The 19,331-nt window shown below is 51.6% G+C and carries 1 protein-coding gene; it reads left to right on the top strand.

The window, feature by feature from the left end; all coding sequences use genetic code 11:
* Nucleotides 1-13 precede the first annotated feature (13 nt).
* Complete coding sequence (locus tag M3661_RS23685; protein ID WP_251489198.1) at nucleotides 14-19,300, top strand: non-ribosomal peptide synthase/polyketide synthase; 19,287 nt, start codon at nucleotides 14-16, stop codon at nucleotides 19,298-19,300.
* The last annotated feature ends 31 nt before the right edge of the window (nucleotides 19,301-19,331 follow it).

The following is a 19,331-nucleotide window of genomic DNA, read 5'->3' as shown; positions in this document are numbered from 1 at the left end:
GGAGATGATCAGAATGGCTTTTGATAAAGAAATCGAATTTTGGAAAGCGAAACTCGATACTGAAGATACGCCTACGACTTTGCCCTACACGAGCACTCCAAGCAGTGAAGCGGCACGACATTATTCCGTTTCTGTTTCGATGCCTGCTGAAATTTCGGAACGAATTATTCGCATGTCTAAGGGCTCGCATCAAGCAGCCTTCATGATTTTACTAGGTGGCATCCAATGCTTGCTGCACAAATACACGAGCGAGAATCGCATCGTCATCGGCATGCCTATCGTGCGAAAAGCAGGGGAGAAGAGACTTCCCATCAATCAAGTCGTCCTATTGAAGGAGAATGTCAATGAAGAGCTCACGTTCAAATCCTTGCTTACTTCACTGAAACAATCCTTTACAGAAGCGATTCGACATCAGCATATCCCCTTCCGGCTCATAACTGAGCAGATGAATGTACAAGAAAAGAATGGCTTGCCTGTCATCAATACGATGGCAGCTCTGAAGAATATACATACCGTTAACTTTATTCCAACGGTTGTTGCAGATGTATTGTTCCAATTTGAGTTCGAAGCTGAGAACCTCCTTTTGAGCGTTGTATATAACGAACGTGTCTATGACTCAGTATTTATATCGCAAATCATTGAGCATTTGCAGCGCGTGCTGAGCATCGTATTGCTTGAGCCAAATTCGAATTTGGGGGATCTTCGCTTACTTTCGGATGAGGAAACATCGCTGCTCCTGCACGGATTTAATACGACGGCTGCAGAGTATCCACGTGACCGAACAATTCATGAACTCTTCACGGAACAAGCACGTCGCACGCCGGATGCTGTTGCGGCAGTTTATGGGCAGCAACAGTTAACATATGCCGAGCTAAATGGAAGGGCGAACAGGCTGGCGCGTACGTTACAGAACGCTGGCGTTCGATCCGATCAGCTCGTTGGCATCATGGCCGAACGGTCGCTTGAAATGATTGTAGGCTTGCTAGCCATCATGAAGGCTGGCGGGGCCTATGTTCCGATCGACCCTGAATATCCGCAGGAGCGCATTCGTTATATGCTCGAGGATTCGGGAGCGCAGACGCTACTGCTTCAAGACCATCTTCGCGAGCGTGTCACCTATGAAGGCACGATCGTGGATATGAATAGCGAACATAATTATCATGACGACGAGACGGAACTTTCCTCTGTGTCCGATTCAAGCAACTTGGCATATGTCATCTATACTTCGGGCACGACAGGCAATCCGAAAGGGGTCATGATTGAACATAGAAGCGCAGTCAATGCGCTATTGTGGAGAATTCGGACATACGGGCTTTCTTCCTCCGACCGGGTTCTGCAATTGTTTTCATTTTCCTTTGACGGCTTCGTCATGAGCGCGTTCTGCTCATTATTGTCCGGCGCAGGTTTATTTTTACTTAAGGAAGAGGACGCGAAGGATCCGCTCGCCTTGCATGGCGCTATCAGCCAATCGGGAATCACGCACTTCATTTGCGTACCGAATCTATACGGAGCGCTGCTCAATGTGATGCAGGCCGAGTCTGTGTCTACGCTGCGTACAGTGACATTGGCTGGCGAGAGTGTCAGCAGTGCATTAGTAGCTAGAAGCAAGGAGCAGCTTCCTGATGTAAAGCTGTTCAATGAATATGGCCCGACAGAGAACAGCGTCGTGGCGACCTGCGCAATCGGCCTCGAGAAGGATCAACCCATCACCATTGGTACACCGATCTCTAATGCGAGTGTGCTGATATTGAATACTTCTGGGGAGTTGCAGCCGTTACATGTGCCGGGCGAATTATGCATAGCCGGTGAGGGGCTGGCGAGAGGCTACTTGAACCGTCCCGAATTAACGGAAGAGAAATTTGCCGCTCATCCATTTGTGCCAGGAGAACGCATTTACCATACTGGTGATTCCGCCAGATGGCTGCCGAACGGCACAATTGAATATTTGGGACGGATTGATCACCAAGTCAAAATCCGTGGATTCCGTATCGAGCTGGGCGAAATCGAGTCGAGCTTGAAGAAGATAGCGGGCGTACGAGAGGTCATCGTGGATGCTAGGCCGGACGGTAATGGCCAACATATGCTGTGTGCGTACATGGTAGCAGACTCTGCGCTTACCGTGAATGAATTGAGAGAGGCGCTGTCTTCCAATCTGCCGGATTACATGATTCCTTCTCACTTTGTGCAAATGGAACAGCTGCCACTTACGCCAAGCGGCAAGCTGGATCGCAAGTCATTGCCCGATCCCCAAGCTAACATGGCTATTGGCACGGAGTATATTGCGCCTCGTACTCCACTTGAAGAACGACTTGCGCAAATCTGGCAGGAGTCGCTTGGTGTGGAAAGGGTCGGCATCAAGGATAATTTCTTCGCCCTTGGGGGACATTCGCTGCGGGCAGCTACATTGGCAAGCAAGCTTCACAAGGAGTTGAACGTCAATGTGCCGCTTCGTGATTTGTTCCGCAATCCGACGATCGAAGAATTGGCTTTGCTTATGGAAGGGATGGAGCAGCAGGAGTTCAGCGCGATTGAACGGGTGAAGGAAAGCGAGTATTATTCGGTATCTTCAGCGCAAAAGAGGCTGTATGTCCTGCAGCAGCTCGAAGGTGCGGAACAGAGTTACAATATGCCGGGTGCCATGCTGCTGGAGGGACTGCTGGATAGAGAACGCCTCGAAGCCTCATTCCGCAAGCTGATTGCACGACATGAGACACTGCGTACCGGATTCGAGCTGATGGACGGAGAACCGGTGCAGAAGGTGTATCAGGATGTAAGCTTTGCCATTGAATATATGCAGGCAAGCGAGGAGGAAGCGGCGCAGAAAACCCGCGAATTTATCCGAGCGTTCGACTTGATGACTCCGCCGTTGCTGAGAGTTGGCTTAATTGAAATGAAACCGGATCGTCATGTGCTCCTCTATGACATGCACCATATCATTTCTGACGGTGCATCTATGGGAGTCGTAGTAGAGGAATTCGCTCGGTTGTACGGCGGTGAGGAGCTGCCACCGCTGCGCATTCAATATAAAGACTTTGCCGCTTGGCAGCAGTCGGAAGCACAGCAGAAGCGCTCGAAGCAGCAGGAGGCCTATTGGCTGCAAACATTTGGCGGAGAACTGCCTGTACTTGAGCTTCCAACGGATTACGCGCGTCCAGCCATTCAGAGCTACGAAGGGGAGACTTATGAATTTACGGTCGATTCGGATATAAGTACGGCATTGCAACGCCTCGCAGCGGATAGCGGAACGACGTTATACATGGTTCTGCTCGCAGCTTACACGGTGCTGCTGCATAAGTACACGGGTCAGGAAGATATTGTCGTCGGCACGACGAACGCAGGGAGAATGCACGACGATTTGCAGCCGCTTATCGGTATGTTCGTCAATACGCTCGCAATTCGCAATTATCCGGCTGGAGAATCGACGTTCCGTGCTTATTTGGAACAAGTGAAGGAGCAGGCGTTAGCTGCATTTGAACATCAGGAGTACCCATTCGAAGAGCTTGTTGAGAAGCTTCATGTTACAAGAGACATGAGCCGCAACCCGCTGTTCGATACGATGTTCTCCCTACAAAATATGGAGAACAAGGATTTTGAACTTCCAGGACTCCAATTGAAGCCGTATGGCTTCGAACACCAAATATCCAAGTTCGATCTCAGCTTGGACGTTGCGGAAGGAGCGGAAGGGCTCGCTTGCAGCTTGGAGTATGCTTCGTCCTTATACAGACAAGACACAATCGTAAGAATGGCGGATCATTATCGACAGCTGCTTCATTCAATTGCACAGTCGCCTGAGGCGCAAATCTCCGTGCTCGGGATGTTGACGCCGGGTGAGCAAGAGCAAATTCGATTCAAGTTCAATCATGATCCGTCAGAAATGGAGCAGAAGCACACGGTTCATCAACTCTTTGAGGAGCAGGCCGCTCTTACACCGGAACGAACTGCGGTCGTGCATGAGAATGAACAACTGTCGTATCGGGAGTTGAACGAGAGGGCGAACCGTCTGGCACGTACGCTTCGTCAACACGGCGTGCAGCCGGAGCAGCTCGTCGGCATCTTGGCAGACCGTTCGCTGGACATGATCGTGGGCATTATGGCGATCTTGAAGGCAGGCGGCGCTTACGTTCCAATTGATCCGAAATATCCGGAAGAACGTATCCGTTACATGCTGGAGGATTCCAAGGCAAACGTATTGGTGACGCAGAGCCATTTACAGTCTCTCTCATCGTTTGACGGTACATGGGTTCTGCTTGATGATGAGTCATCCTATGCTGAGGATGCTGCCAATCTTGTGTCCATCACTGAACCACAACACCTGGCTTACGTCATTTATACATCGGGCACGACCGGACAGCCGAAGGGTGCCATGATTGAGCACAGACAACTGACAGTTATGGCGAAGGCTTGGGAACGTGAATATCGTCTGCGGGAAGAAAGCATTCGCTGGATGCAATGGGCGAGCTTCTCATTCGACGTATTTTCAGGTGATTTGATTCGTGCGCTGCTGCATGGCGGGGAACTGGTTCTTTGCCCTGAGCATGCACGTGCGAATCCGGCTGCAATCTACGAATTGATCCGGAAGCATCGTCTTCATATGTTCGACTGCACGCCATCTATCGTCATTCCGCTTATGGAATATGTGTATGAGAACAAGCTGGATATCAGCAGCTTGAAGCTTGTCGCCGTTGGATCGGACTATTGCCCGCCGGATGAGTTTCAGAAGATGCTGGATCGATTCGGTTCGCAGTTCCGCATCATTAATAGCTATGGCGTGACTGAGACATGCATCGATGCCAGCTATTATGAACCAACGACTCCAACTGTTCCAAGAGCGCTGCCGATTGGAAAACCATTGCCGGGTGTAACGATGTACATTATGGACGGACAGCGTTCCTTGCTTCCGGTTGGTGTCATCGGGGAGCTCTATATCGGCGGCCCATGCGTCGGTCGTGGGTATTGGAATCGTCCAGAGATGACGAGCGAGAAATTCGTCGCAGATCCATTCCTGCAGGATCACCGAATGTACCGCACAGGGGATCTGGCTCGTTGGATGCCGGATGGCAACATCGAATATTTAGGCCGTATCGACCATCAGGTGAAAATACGCGGTTACCGCATTGAGATCGGCGAAGTCGAGTCCAAGCTTCTTAAGGTGGAGACTGTTCGGGAGAGTGTCGTCGTGGCGCGTCAGGATCCGAACGGGACAAAAGCATTATGCGCTTATTTCGTTGCGGATCGCAAGCTGACGGTGAGTGAACTGAGAAGCGCATTGGCCGATGAATTGCCCGCATATATGATTCCATCCTATTTCGTTCAACTGGATCGCCTGCCGCTCACACCGAACGGGAAAGTCGATCGCAAGGCGCTGCCTGCCCCAGAAGCGGGTGCGCACACGGGGATTGAATACGTGGCGCCACGCACGGAAGAGGAGTTAGCGCTGGCGAATGTATGGCAAACCGTCCTTGGTATTGAACGAGTCGGTGTGCTGGATCATTTCTTTGAGCTTGGAGGCGACTCCATCAAGTCTATCCAAGTTGCTTCCCGATTGCAGCAAGCAGGCTATAAGCTTGAAATTCGGGATCTGTTCAAGTATCCAACGATTGCCCAACTGGGGTCCCACTTGCAGAGGGCAAGCAAGGTTGCAGATCAGGGCGAAGTATCAGGTGATGTGCCGCTTACGCCGATTCTTGGATGGTTTTTTGAACAGCAGTTTGCCGATGCGCATCACTATAACCAGTCGATCATGCTGTACCGGAGAGAAGGCTTTAACGAAGCGGCAATCCGCAATGTACTTCAGGCAGTAACGGAACATCACGATGCGCTGCGCATCGTATTCCGACAGAATGATCAAGGTGATTATACAGCTTGGAATCGCGCAATCGAAGAGGGAGAATTGTTCCATCTGGAAGTTCTAAACCTTACTGGCTCAGCATCAGGTGATCATGAGCAGAATGTACGGCAGATCATTGAAGCCAAGGCCACGGAGATTCAGCGCAGCTTCGACCTGCACGATGGGCCGTTGGCAAGAGCCGGATTGTTCCGTACCGATGAGGGGGATCATCTTCTGCTTGTCATGCACCATGGCGTTGTTGACGGTGTGTCCTGGCGCATCTTGCTGGAGGATATCGCTACTGGATATGAACAAGCGTTGAAGGGAGAGCCTGTTCGGCTGCCTGCCAAGACGGACAGCTTCCGCACATGGGCGAATCAGCTCGCGTCATATGCACGAAGCGAAGCCATGATAGAGGAACAAGTCTTCTGGGAACAGGCAGAAGCGAATGCAACGAGTATTTTGCCTTTGCCGAAGGATTTCGAAGCGGAGACATCCTTGCAGCAGGATAGCGAGTCGGTCGTAGTAGAATGGAGCCGGGAGGAGACGGATATGCTGCTGAAGCATGTTCACCGGGCTTATAACACAGACATGAACGACATTCTGCTCGCGGCGCTCGGCATGGCTATACAGCAATGGTGTGGACATGAGAAAGCCTTAGTTACACTTGAAGGACACGGCCGCGAAAATATCATGCCGGAGCTTGATATTTCGCGCACTGTGGGGTGGTTCACGAGTGAATATCCATTCCTGCTCGAGAGCGATCCGAACAAGAGTTTGTCCTATCGAATCAAACGAATGAAGGAAAATTTGCGACGTATTCCGAATAAAGGCATCGGTTATGGCATTCATCGATATTTATCGGACTCAGGTATGTCTGGTACGGAAAATGTATCACGATCAGAAGCATCAGCTCAGCCAGAAATCAGCTTCAACTATTTGGGACAATTCGATCAGGATTTGCAGAACAATGAGATGGAAGTCTCTCCATATTCGGGCGGCGCAGAGATAAGCGTTCGTCAGGCTCGTAACACCACGCTTGATTTTAACGGGATGATATCGGCTGGGGTTCTTGGATTGGAAGTGAGCTACAGCAGCAAGCAATACCGCCGCGATACGATTGACCGGCTTGCAGGATTGCTGAAGGGAAGTTTGCAGGAGATCGTTGCTCACTGCGCATCGAAAGACAAGCCAGAATTGACACCTAGTGACGTATTGGTTAACGGGCTTGGTATTGAGGATCTGGAGCGTATTGCGGAGCAGACGAGGGATCTCGGGGACATCGAGAACATTTATGCACTGACGCCGATGCAGAAGGGAATGTGGTTCCATAATGCGATGGACGGTCAAGCGGGCGCTTATTTTGAACAGACTCGCTTTACGATTCAAGGAGAGCTTGACGTTCAGCTATTCGCAAGCAGCCTAGATGTACTCGCGACGCGCCATGCGGTGCTTCGCACCAATTTCTTCAGCGGCTGGAACGGAGAATTGCTGCAAATTGTATACCGGAACAAGAATCTGGAATTTAGTTACGAGGATCTAACGGAATTGCCGGAGCATGAGAAGCAGGATCGAGTTGAAGCGATGGCGCAAGCTGACAAGCAGCGGGGCTTCAATCTGGAGCGCGATGCGCTCATGCGGGTGTCCGTGTTGCGGACGAGCGTGAACTGCAGTCATGTCATTTGGAGCTCTCATCATATTCTGATGGACGGCTGGTGCTTGCCGCAGCTCACGCAAGAATGGCTCGAGACGTATTCCGATTCCGTAAATGGACGGTCAAGCAGCCGATCGGGAGCATCGCCATACAGTCTCTATATTGAATGGCTGTACAAGCAGGATTACACAGCTGCATCCCAGTATTGGAGCGACTATCTGTCGGATTACGATCAGCAAACGGTTCTTCCTCAGAAGAAATCGAGCGGGCGCAGCGATGTATATATTAGTGACAATCTCGTATTTGAACTGGGCGAGGCTTTAACTGCGAAGATGCATCGGGTAGCGAAGCAGCATCAGCTGACGCTGAACACGCTAATGCAGGCGGCATGGGGCATTATTTTGCAGAAGTACAACAATACCGGCGACGCTGTATTCGGCGGAGTCGTATCGGGCAGACCGGCGGAAATCCCAGGCATTGAATCCATGATTGGACTATTCATTAACACCATTCCGATTCGTGTTGTGTGTGAAGCGGATGACAGATTTGCCGACGTGATGAAGCAACTTCAGGAGAAGGCACTGGAGTCAGGGCGGTATGATTATTATCCGCTGTATGACATACAGGCGCTCAGCGCTCATAAGCAGGATTTGATTAATCATATTCTGGTGTTCGAAAATTACCCGATGGAAGAGCAAATGGAACAGGCTGGTGATGAGCGGGGACAATTGAACATTACTGACGTGCGGGTAGCCGAGCAGACGAGCTATGATTTCAATCTCGTCGTGATGCCTGGCGAGGATATGATGATTCGCCTCGAGTACAATGCCGCCATGTATGATCGAGCAGATATGGAGAGAGTGCGGCAGCATCTGATTCACGTCCTTGAGCAGGTAACAGCTGATCCGGCCATTGCTGTGAAAGATGTCCGTCTGGCGACCGACGACGAGAAGGCAGAGCTGCTGACGGCATTCAATGATACGGAAGTCGAATATCCTCGCGAACAGATGATTCATCGGATGTTCGAGGAGCAGGTTCAGCGGACGCCGGATGCGACGGCGGTGTTGTACGGAGCAGATACGATGACCTACCAGGAGATGAATGATCGTGCCAATCAGTTGGCGCGAACACTGCGAGCAGCAGGCGTTGTTCCGGATCAGATCGTCGGCATTATGGCGGAACGATCGTTAGAGCTAATGGTTGGCATCATGGGGATATTGAAAGCTGGCGGCGCCTATGTGCCGATCGCGCCGGATTATCCCGAAGAGCGCATCCGATATATGCTGGACGATTCCGAGGCTCAAGTGCTGATTGTTCAAGGCAGTGCGGGTGAAGCAATTGATTTTGCAGGTCGCATTTTTAATCTGGATGATGCTGGCTCTTACGATCAGGATTGCTCTAACCTTGAGGTGGTCAACAAGCCAACCGATATCGCCTACATCATCTATACATCTGGTACGACCGGACGTCCGAAAGGGGTTATGGTCGAGCATACGTCAGTCATCAACCGCTTGTTGTGGATGCAGAAGAGGTACCCGATTGGCGCGGATGACACAATTATGCAGAAGACGGCGATCACGTTCGACGTATCTGTTTGGGAGCTGTTCTGGTGGGCATTTGTCGGCTCGAAGGTGCTTATGCTTCCAGTTGGCGGAGAGAAGAATCCGGCAGCAATCGTTGAGGCGATCGAACAGTATGATATTACGACAATGCACTTTGTACCATCTATGCTGCATGCCTTCCTCGAGCATATCGAGCAGCTGCCTGAAACCGAGCGTGAGCGTCTGTCTCCACTGAAGCAGGTGTTCACCAGCGGAGAGGCGCTGTTGGCATCGCAGGTCGAGCGATTCCATCAGTATGTTGCACCTGCCAGCGGAGCACGACTCATCAATCTGTACGGTCCAACAGAGGCGACGGTGGATGTCACGTACTTCGACTGCGAACCAGGCCAAACTTATGTGAGTGTGCCAATTGGCAAGCCGATTGACAACACACGCATTTATATTGTGAACGGGCACAATCAAGTACAGCCGATCGGCGTAGCGGGCGAACTGTGCATCGCGGGCGTCGGATTGGCGCGCGGATACTGGAATCGCCCAGAACTGACAGAAGAGAAATTCGTATTGGTGCCTTCCGTGGGTGAACGGATGTACCGAACGGGTGATCTCGCACGGTGGCTGCCAGACGGCAACATCGAATATTTAGGACGGATTGATCATCAGGTGAAAATCCGCGGCTATCGAATCGAGCTTGGCGAGCTGGAGACTGCGCTGCTGAATATTGACGCGGTTCGGGAGACAGTCGTCGTTGCGAGGGAAGAAGAGAGCGGACAGAAGTCACTTTGCGCCTACTATGTAGCAGACGGAGAAGCAACAGTAAGTGACCTGCGAGCCGCACTTGCCGCCGAACTGCCGAGCTACATGATTCCATCATACTTCGTAAGGCTGGAGCAGATGCCACTGGCGCCGAACGGCAAGCTGGATCGCAAAGCTTTGCCGGCTCCAGAGAGAAGCCTTCAAGTTGAATCGGAATATGTTGCGCCGCGCACGGAAGCGGAACAGATGCTGGCAACCGTATGGCAAGCCGTACTTGGCATCGAACGTGTCGGGATAACCGATCACTTCTTCGAGCTTGGTGGAGATTCCATCAAGTCCATTCAAGTGGCAGCAAGAATGCAGCAGGCGGGCTTTAAGCTTGAAATTCGCGACTTGTTCAAATACCCAACGGTTACACAGTTGGTTCCATACATGCAGCCGATTAATCGAACGGCTGATCAGGGAGAAGTCGTCGGTGAGGTGCCGATGACACCGATTCTTCATTGGTTCGAGCATCAGCAGTTTGCGAATCCGCATCATTTCAATCAGTCGGTAATGCTGTATCGCAAGGATGGCTTTGTCGCAGATGCAGTGCGCAAGGCGCTTTATAAGTTGGTTGAACACCACGATGCGCTTCGTATTGTAATTCAGAGAACGGAACAAGGAGAATTTTCGCTCTGGAATCGATCCCTAGTAGAGGGCGAACTCTTCAGTATGGAAGAGATCGATTTAACGGATCAGTCGGATTTCGCCGCAGCGATTGAAGCGGAAGCAAACCACATTCAAGGCAGTATTGATCTACAGGCAGGGCCTTTGGTCAAGGCAGGCTTATTCCACGGCAGTGATGGTGATCACTTGCTGCTCGTTATCCACCACGCAGTCATCGATGGCGTGTCTTGGAGAATATTGCTTGAGGATCTCGCATCAGGCTACGAACAGGCGCTGAATCAACGCCAAGTACGTCTGCCGATGAAGACGGACAGCTTCCGTACATGGGCGGAACAGCTAGTAGAGTATGCGAATAGTCCAGCGATGGATAAGGAATCTGCTTATTGGCTCGGCGTCGCGCAGACGGAAGTGGCCGCCCTGCCTAAAGACAGCGAGTGCACGGTTTCCTTGCAGCGCGATAGTGAATCCGTCGTGCTCGAGTGGAATCGGGAAGATACAGAACGGCTTCTGAAGCATGTTCACCGTGCTTACAACACCGAAATGGATGATATTCTGCTCACAGCGCTTGGCAGGGCACTCATGAAGTGGCGCGGCATCGAGCGCATACTGGTTACGCTGGAAGGGCATGGACGCGAGTCCATTATACAAGGCATGGATATTACGCGGACGGTTGGCTGGTTTACGACCGAATATCCGTTTGAGCTCGGGATGGAAGCGAACGACAGTCTTGGATCTCAGATCAAGAAGGTAAAAGAGGATTTGCGCCGCATTCCGAACAAAGGAATCGGGTACGGTCTGTTCCGGTATTTATCCAATTCGGGCCAACAGGCTTGGAAAGATGCGCCAACGACACAAATTCGTTACAACTACCTGGGACAGTTCGATGCGGACTTGAGCAATAACGAACTGAGCGTATCTCCATATGCAAGCGGCTCGGAGATTAGCGATGAGCAGGAGCGCAAGTATCCGCTCGATATTAACGGCGTGATCGCAGAAGGCCAATTGACGCTGGGCTTAAGTTACAGCGTCAAGGAGTATCGCAAAGAGACGATGGAGGAGTTGGGTGATCTCCTTACGGAATCACTGAAAGAAATTATCGCACACTGCGAAGCACAGGAGCGGACGCAATTGACGCCAAGTGATGTCTTGTTTAAGGGACTTAGCTTGGAGTGGCTGGATCGGATATCTTCGCAAATGCAGCATATCGGCGAGATCGAGAATGTATATGCATTGACGCCGATGCAGAAGGGAATGTGGTTCCACAGCGCGATGGACAGTCTGACGGGGGCGTATCATGAGCAGACGATGTTCACATTGGAAGGTACGCTTGATGTGGAACTATTCTCCAGCAGTCTGAACGAATTGGCAAAGCGGCACGCTGTGTTGCGAACGAACTTCATTAGCGGCCCTCAAGGCGAACCGGTACAAGTCGTATTCCGGAACAAGCCAATAGGATTTTCGTTCCAGGATGTGCGCGCTCTGAATGAAGAGGAGCAGCAATCCTTCATTCAAGAAACGGTCAGCAGTGACCAACTGCTTGGCTTCGATCTCGCACAAGGTGCCCTGATGCGCGTATCGGCTATCCGTACAGGGGAATTGAGCTGCCGTGTACTGTGGAGCTCTCACCATATCTTAATGGATGGTTGGTGCCTGCCCCAGCTGATGCAAGAACTGTTCGATACGTATGCCGCCTTACTGGAGCGGAAGACGCCGGATAGAACAGCGGTTCCAGCTTACAGCCAATACATTGAATGGCTAGGGCAGCAGGACGAGGAGGCGGCCGGGACTTATTGGTCTGCATACTTGGCTGATTACGATCAGGTAACAGAGATCCCGCAAGAATCATCGGCGGGAATCGATAACGAACCATATAAGGCTGAAAAATGGAGTCGTGAATTGGATGCTGGCTTGAGCGCATCCATTAGCCGGACGGCGAGACAGCATCAGGTTACGCTTAATACTTTACTGCAAGCGGCATGGGGCGTTATTTTGCAAAAATACAATGGCACAAATGATGTTGTTTTCGGCAGCGTCGTATCAGGCAGACCAGCAGAGGTGCCAGGCATTGAGACAATGATCGGCTTATTCATTAATACGATTCCGATCCGCGTCAAGTGCGAGGGAAGCACCAGCTTTGCGGAACTGATGGGGCTGCTTCAAGAACAAGCGCTGGAGTCCGGCAAGTACGATTATTATCCGCTGTATGAGATACAATCTCGCAGTGCGCTGAAGCAGAATGCGATCAGACAAATTATGGTGTTCGAGAACTACCCGATGGACGAACAGCTAGAGCAGGCGGGCGGCGACGAGCTTGGTATGCCATCCTTAACTGATGTAGCGGTGGAGGAACAGACCAATTACGACTTCAACTTGATCGTCGTACCGGGAGAACAGATCTCTATTCGGTTTGATTACAATGCTAACCGCTTCGTACAAGCAGACATGGAACGGTTGATGGGGCATTTGAACAATATTTTGGAGCAGATCGTAGACAATCCACGGCTTGCTGTAGAAGATCTGGAGCTCGCGACGGAAGCCGAGAAGTCGGAAGTGATCCAATCATTCAACGATACACTTACGAACTACCCTCGAGAGATGATGCTGCATCGCTTATTCGAGGAGCAAGCCGAACGACATCCAGATGCAGTTGCCATCTCCTTCCGAGATGTCCAGATGACGTATCGTGATTTGAACGATCGGGCGAACCGATTGGCACGTACATTGCGGGCAGTCGGAGTTGGAACGGATAAGCTGGTAGGTCTCATGTCTGAACGTTCGCCGGATATGATTATTGGCATTCTGGCAATCTTGAAGGCAGGAGGCGGGTATGTGCCAATCGATCCGGAATATCCGGAAGACCGGATTCGGTACATGCTTGAAGATTCCGGTGCGCGAATCATGCTGGCACAGCAGCACTTAACGGGGAAAATTCCAGCAATGGACGCATCGCCACTTGACGCAATTATCATTCTTGACACCGAAACATCCTATGACAGCAACGGTTCGAATCTTGAGGCGAACACAGACGCAAGCAGCGAGAACTTAGCCTATGTCATCTACACATCCGGCACGACGGGTAAGCCGAAGGGGAACTTGACGACGCACCGCAATATTGTACGCGTGGTGAGAGAAACCGAATATATCGACATCACGAACCATGACAACGTGCTGCAGATGTCCAGCTATGCATTTGACGGGTCGACCTTCGACATCTATGGTGCGCTGTTGAACGGGGCCAAGCTTGTTCTTGTACCACACGAGACGCTTCTGGAAGTGCGGCAATTGGCTGAGTTGATCGTACAAGAGAAGATTTCGGTTATGTTCATCACGACGGCGTACTTCAACGTACTGGTTGATGTCCAGGCTTCCTGCTTGAGCAATATTCGGGCTATCTTATTCGGTGGAGAACGGGTATCTGTCAGCCACGTCTGCAAGGCGCTCAATCATGTCGCGCCAGGTACACTCAAGCATGTATATGGCCCGACGGAGAGCACCGTATTCGCGACTTGCCACGATGTGTACGAAGTCACGGAGAATGCGGTGACGGTACCGATTGGACGTCCGATCAGCAATACGTCAATCTATATCGTTGATGCGAACAATAAGCTGCAGCCAGTAGGCGTTGCCGGCGAGTTGTGCGTGGCAGGTGATGGATTGGCACGAGGATATTTGAATCGTCCAGACTTGACGGCAGAGAAGTTCGTCGATTCCCCGTACGTCCAGGGAGAGCGGATGTACCGCACGGGAGACTTGGCGAAATGGCTTCCTGACGGTTCCATTGAATATGTTGGCCGAATCGACCAACAGGTGAAAATTCGCGGATATCGGATTGAGCTAGGTGAGATCGAGGCGCAGCTGCTGAATGTAGAGGATGTGCAGGAAGCGGTCGTCGTCGCACGAGACACTGACACAGGCGAGAAGCAGCTATGCGCCTACTATGTAGCGATGCGTCCGCTTGAGGGGAATCATTTGCGCGAAGTGATGGGTCAAGCTATGCCAAGTTATATGCTTCCAGCGCACTTTATTCAGCTGGAACAGCTTCCACTCACACCGAACGGCAAGGTAGACCGCAAGGCGCTGCCGGCTCCGGAAGAAGGACGGAGCGGAGAGACTTTCGTTGCGCCTCGGACGCCGCTTGAAGCACAGCTTGTTCAAATTTGGCAGGATGTGCTCGGTATTAGCAGTGTAAGCGTGACGGATCATTTCTTCGAGTTGGGTGGTCATTCCCTGAAGGCGACGCTGCTCGTGAACAGACTGCATCAGGAGCTTAATATCGAGTTGCCCTTGAAAGATGTATTTCAATATCCGACGCTTGAAGCGATGGCGAAGCGACTCAGCAATGCGGAGGGAAGCAGGCATGTGAGTATCCCGGTGGCGGCTCCAAGCCAGCATTATCCGGTGTCTTCGGCTCAAAAACGCTTGTATATTCTTCATCAGCTTGAAGGGGCGGAGCTGAGTTACAACATGCCGAACATGATGCTGCTTGTGGGAGCTGTGGATCTTGGGCGATTGGAAAAAGCCTTCAAGAGACTGATTGAGCGTCATGAAACGCTGCGCACCGGATTTGAGATTGTGAACGGCGAGCCTGTTCAACGGATTTACCCGGAAGTAAACTTCGCAATCGAGCATGTGCTCGCAAGCGAGGAAGGTGCTTCGAAGCTTATGCAGCAGTTTGTGCGTTCCTTCCAATTGGAGAAACCGCCTCTGCTGCGAATCGGAGTTATCGAATTGTCCGAAGAACGTTCCATTCTCATGTTCGATATGCATCATATCATCTCAGACGGTACGTCGATGGGCATTCTCATCAATGAGTTTGTCCGCTTGTACAGTGGAGAAGAGCTTGCGCCGCTGCGGATTCAATATAAGGATTACGCCGTATGGCAGCAATCGGATACTCAGCAGGAGGCAATGAAGCTGCAAGAAGGATATTGGCTGAAGGTACTGGGGGGAGAGCTCCCGGTGCTGGAAATGCCGACGGACTCCATTCGTCCGACAACGCAAAGCTTCCGCGGAGATTTGCTGCAGTTCGATCTAGATCCAGTGAGAAGTACGGGGCTGCGGAGAATTGCAGCGGAGAACGGAGCCACAATGTATATGGTGCTGATCGCGCTGTACAAGACGATGCTTCACAAGTATTCCGCTCAAGAGGACATTATCGTAGGTACGCCGATCGCAGGCCGGAACCATGGAGACTTACAGCCGCTTCTCGGCATGTTCGTCAATACGCTGGCCATTCGAAGCTATCCGGCTGCCAGCAAGACTTTCTTATCCTATTTGGATGAAATAAAAGAAACAACGCTTGGCGCCTTCGAGAATCAGAATTATCCATTCGAAGCATTGGTCGAACAGGTGCAAGTGATGCGCGATATGAGCCGCAATCCGGTATTTGATACGATGTTTATTTTGCAAAATGCGGATCAAGGTGAAATGAAGATTGATGGGGTACGACTCCAGTCGGTGCCGAATGAACACACCGTATCCAAGTTCGATTTGACCTTCCAAGCGGAAGAGGATGAAGCGGAAATCGTGTGCAGCATTGAATACGCAACAGATTTATTCAAGCGAGGCACGATTGAGCGAATGGCAAGACATTTCGAACAATTAGTCGATGCGGTGCTGGATAACCCGCAAGCAAGTCTGTCTAACTTGAGCATGGTAACCAATGAGGAAAAGGCGCTGCTTCAGGATAAGTTCAATGATACAGATATGGCGCATCCATGCGACAAGACGGTGCATGAACTGTTCGCGGAACAGGTGGAGCGGACACCAGATGCTGTCGCTGTCGTCTCTGGCTGCGAGCAATTAAGCTACAGAGAGCTCAACCGGAAGGCGAATCAGCTAGCGTGGAAGCTGCGTGAGTATGGGGTGACCGCAGAGCAGCCTGTCGGCATTATTGTCGAGCGAACGCTGGATACAGTCGTCGCAGTGCTAGCCGTACTCAAAGCATCGGGCACATTCGTACCGATCGATCCCGAATATCCAGAGACGCGTATTCGCTACATGTTGGCAGACAGCGGGGCTAAGCTGGTATTGGCGCAATCGGAGCTGCCGGGGATTATTCCTGATGATGTCCGCCTAATTGATGTACGCGATAAGTCCCTGTACCAAGGCGACGGAGCTGACGTACCGAATGGCAGCAAACCGTCCAACCTGCTCTATATCATCTACACATCCGGAACGACGGGCAATCCGAAAGGGGTCATGCTGGAGCACGGCAACATGGTCAACCTGCTGCATTATCAGCAGAAAGGCACGAACATTCCGATGCCTTCGCGGATCTTGCAATATGCGTCCGGCAGCTTCGATGTATGCTATCAGGAAATGTTCTCTGCGCTCTTGTTCGGCGGAAGCTTGTATATGGTCGACAATGAGATGCGCAAGGATCCGGTACGCTTGTTCCAGGAAATCGAAAAGCATGAAATCGACGTGATGTTCATTCCAGTGGCGTTCCTGAAATTCATCTTCGCCGAGCCGGAGTGGGCCGAAGCATTCCCGCACTGCGTGCGCCATATCATTACGGCGGGCGAGCAACTGGTCGTGACACCGCAAGTGCAGGCGTGCTTGAAGCGACTCGATATCTGCCTGCACAACCATTACGGGCCATCGGAGACTCATGTCGTGACGACCTACACAATGACGCCGGAAGTTATCGAGGTTGGTCTGCCGCCAATCGGCAAGCCGATCGCGAACACGAGCATTTACATCGTGAACGACAGCTTCGAGCTGCAGCCGATCGGCGTGAAGGGCGAGCTCTACGTATCTGGGGCATGTGTCGGACGCGGGTACTGGGGGAGAACGGACTTGACGGAGGAGAAGTTCCTTGATAACCCGTTCGCACCTGGTGAGCGGCTGTACAAGACAGGTGACGTAGCGCGCTGGCTTCCAGACGGCAGCATCGAGTATGTGGGCCGAAGCGACCATCAGGTGAAAATCAGGGGCTTCCGCATTGAGCTGGGCGAGGTGGAATCGCAGTTGCTGCATGTACCGGCGGTACAGGAGGCGACCGTGGTGGCGTTGGAAGATCATGCGGGCCAGAAGCAGCTGTGCGCGTATTTCGCGGCAGAGCGCTCACTCACGGCGGGCGAGATGCGGGCAGCATTGTCGCAGGAGCTGCCAGGCTACATGATTCCGTCCTACTTCGTACAGTTGGAGCGGCTGCCGCTGACGCCGAATGGGAAGATCGATCGGAGAGCGCTGCCGAAGCCAGAAGGCGGCATTGAGACTGGAACGGAGTATATCGCGCCGCGTACAGATACGGAAGCAAGACTTGCACGCATTTGGCAGGATGTATTGGGGTTACCGAGCGTAGGCGTGAAGGACAACTTCTTCGAGCTGGGCGGCCACTCGCTGCGGGCAACGACTCTGGTGAGCAGGCTGTACAAGGAAATGAACGTCAACTTCCCGTTAAGAGGTGTGTTCCGTCATCCGACTATCGAGGAGATGTCTCAAGCAATCTCGCAAATGGAGACCTCATTGTATACAGCCATTCCGATTGCCGAGGAGCAAGAATACTACCCGTTATCTTCGGCTCAGTTGCGACTCTATATCATGAGCCAGCTGGAAGGAAGCGAGCTCAGCTACAATATGCCTGGCATGCTGGTGCTTGAAGGACAGCTGAATCGAGATCAATTCCAGACAGCATTTTTGAAGCTCATCGCTCGTCACGAGACTTTACGTACTGGCTTTGAGATGGTAGACGGCGAGCCGATGCAGCGCATCCATCGCAATACGGAATTCACTATTGACTACAGACAGGCATCCGAGGACGAAGTTCCGGAGATGATTGGACAATTTATCCGACAGTTCGACCTGGAGCAGCCGCCATTATTGCGGGTCGGGTTGTTCGAAGTTGGGCAGGATCGGCATATTCTCGTCTTTGATATGCACCATATCATTTCTGATGGTGCCTCAATGAGCAATTTAGTTGATGAATTTACTCGATTGTATGCGAATGAAGAACGGCCGCCGCTGCGTATCCAGTACAAGGATTATGCGGTATGGCAGCAGGCGAGTGAGAATCTTGAGAGGCTGAAGCACCAAGAAGACTATTGGATGAGTATGCTGCAAGGCGATCTTCCGAACACAGAGTTGCCGTTGGATTATGATAGAGCGGCGGTTCGCAGCTTCGAAGGGGAGCAGATCGAATTCGAAATTAACCCGGTTGTGACGGGCCAGCTGAACCAACTTGCTTCTAATCATGAGTGCACGCTGTACATGGTCTTATTGTCCGCCTATCAGATTCTGTTATCCAAATATTGCGGTCAGGATGACATTATTGTCGGTACTCCTGTTGCGGGTCGCAATCATGCCGATTTGGAGCCATTGATCGGTATGTTCGTCAATACCCTCGCGATTCGTAACCGTCCGCAGGGCGATAAAACGTTCCAATCGTTTTTGGCAGAGGTGAAAGAGTCAACATTAGGGGCATTCGAACATCAGGAGTATCCATTCGAGGAACTGATTGACCTCTTGAAGCTGCAGTGGGAGACAAGCCGCAATCCATTGTTCGATACGGTGTTCGTCCTCCAGAATACGGAGGAGCGTGAAGCCGGAATCGGTGGATTGACGATATCGCCTTACGTGACAGATGACTCGGTCAGCGCGAAGTTCGATCTGACGCTGTCTGTATCGGAAGAAGACGATGGTATGAAGGGAAGCTTCCTGTATGCTTCCAAGCTGTTCAAAGCAGCTGGCATACACAGAATGATGAGGGATTACTTGTCAATACTGTCCCAAGTATGCGAGAACCCTCGCATCCGCATTCAAGATATTTCGATAAGTGGACAGCAGACACAGGAAAAGAGCAAGATCGACACGATTGAGTTCGCGTTCTAAAATGTGCTGGCAGCAGGTATTGCGGTAAGGC

Origin of the sequence: Paenibacillus sp. MER 180 (assembly GCF_023713665.1) — a bacterium.
GTDB classification, from domain to species: Bacteria; Bacillota; Bacilli; order Paenibacillales; family Paenibacillaceae; genus Paenibacillus_B; species Paenibacillus_B suaedae.
This window is presented reverse-complemented; position numbering and strand designations above follow the sequence as displayed.

Bases quoted from the DNA above. Each gene is read 5' to 3' on its own strand.
- M3661_RS23685 (WP_251489198.1), top strand. From the start codon at position 14: ATGGCTTTTGATAAAGAAATCGAATTTTGGAAAGCGAAACTCGATACT.